The organism is Colwellia sp. 6M3 (genome assembly GCF_014077595.1).
Lineage (GTDB): Bacteria > Pseudomonadota > Gammaproteobacteria > Enterobacterales > Alteromonadaceae > Cognaticolwellia.
Window position 1 is genome coordinate 1 of record NZ_JACGWF010000251.1, and the last position, 255, is coordinate 255.

1 pseudogene is annotated in these 255 nt (G+C 43.5%); it reads right to left on the reverse strand.

From position 1 onward, the window contains the following. Positions 1-208: pseudogene (locus H4J50_RS19460) on the reverse strand (group II intron reverse transcriptase/maturase); the annotation flags it as partial. Positions 209-255: the final 47 nt, after the last annotated feature.

The window sequence follows — 255 nt, forward strand, 5'->3', positions numbered from 1 at the left end:
CCACCCGTTTGACAGGTTGTGCCCTATATTGCTTGGTTTGCAGCTCACCTTGCAGTTGTTTTAAGTTTGCTTCTAAATTCAGGGCAAATGCGCCTACGGACTGCCTATCTATTCCGGCCGCTCCTTTAGCTGCTTTCACTTTTTTGAATCCCTTGTACAGGTTATTAATGTCTAATAATTGTCCGTACAAGCTGTAGTAAACTGTCATTTTCTGCCTTTGCTTGCGGTATGTCTGCTCGTGTCATTCTACTTATC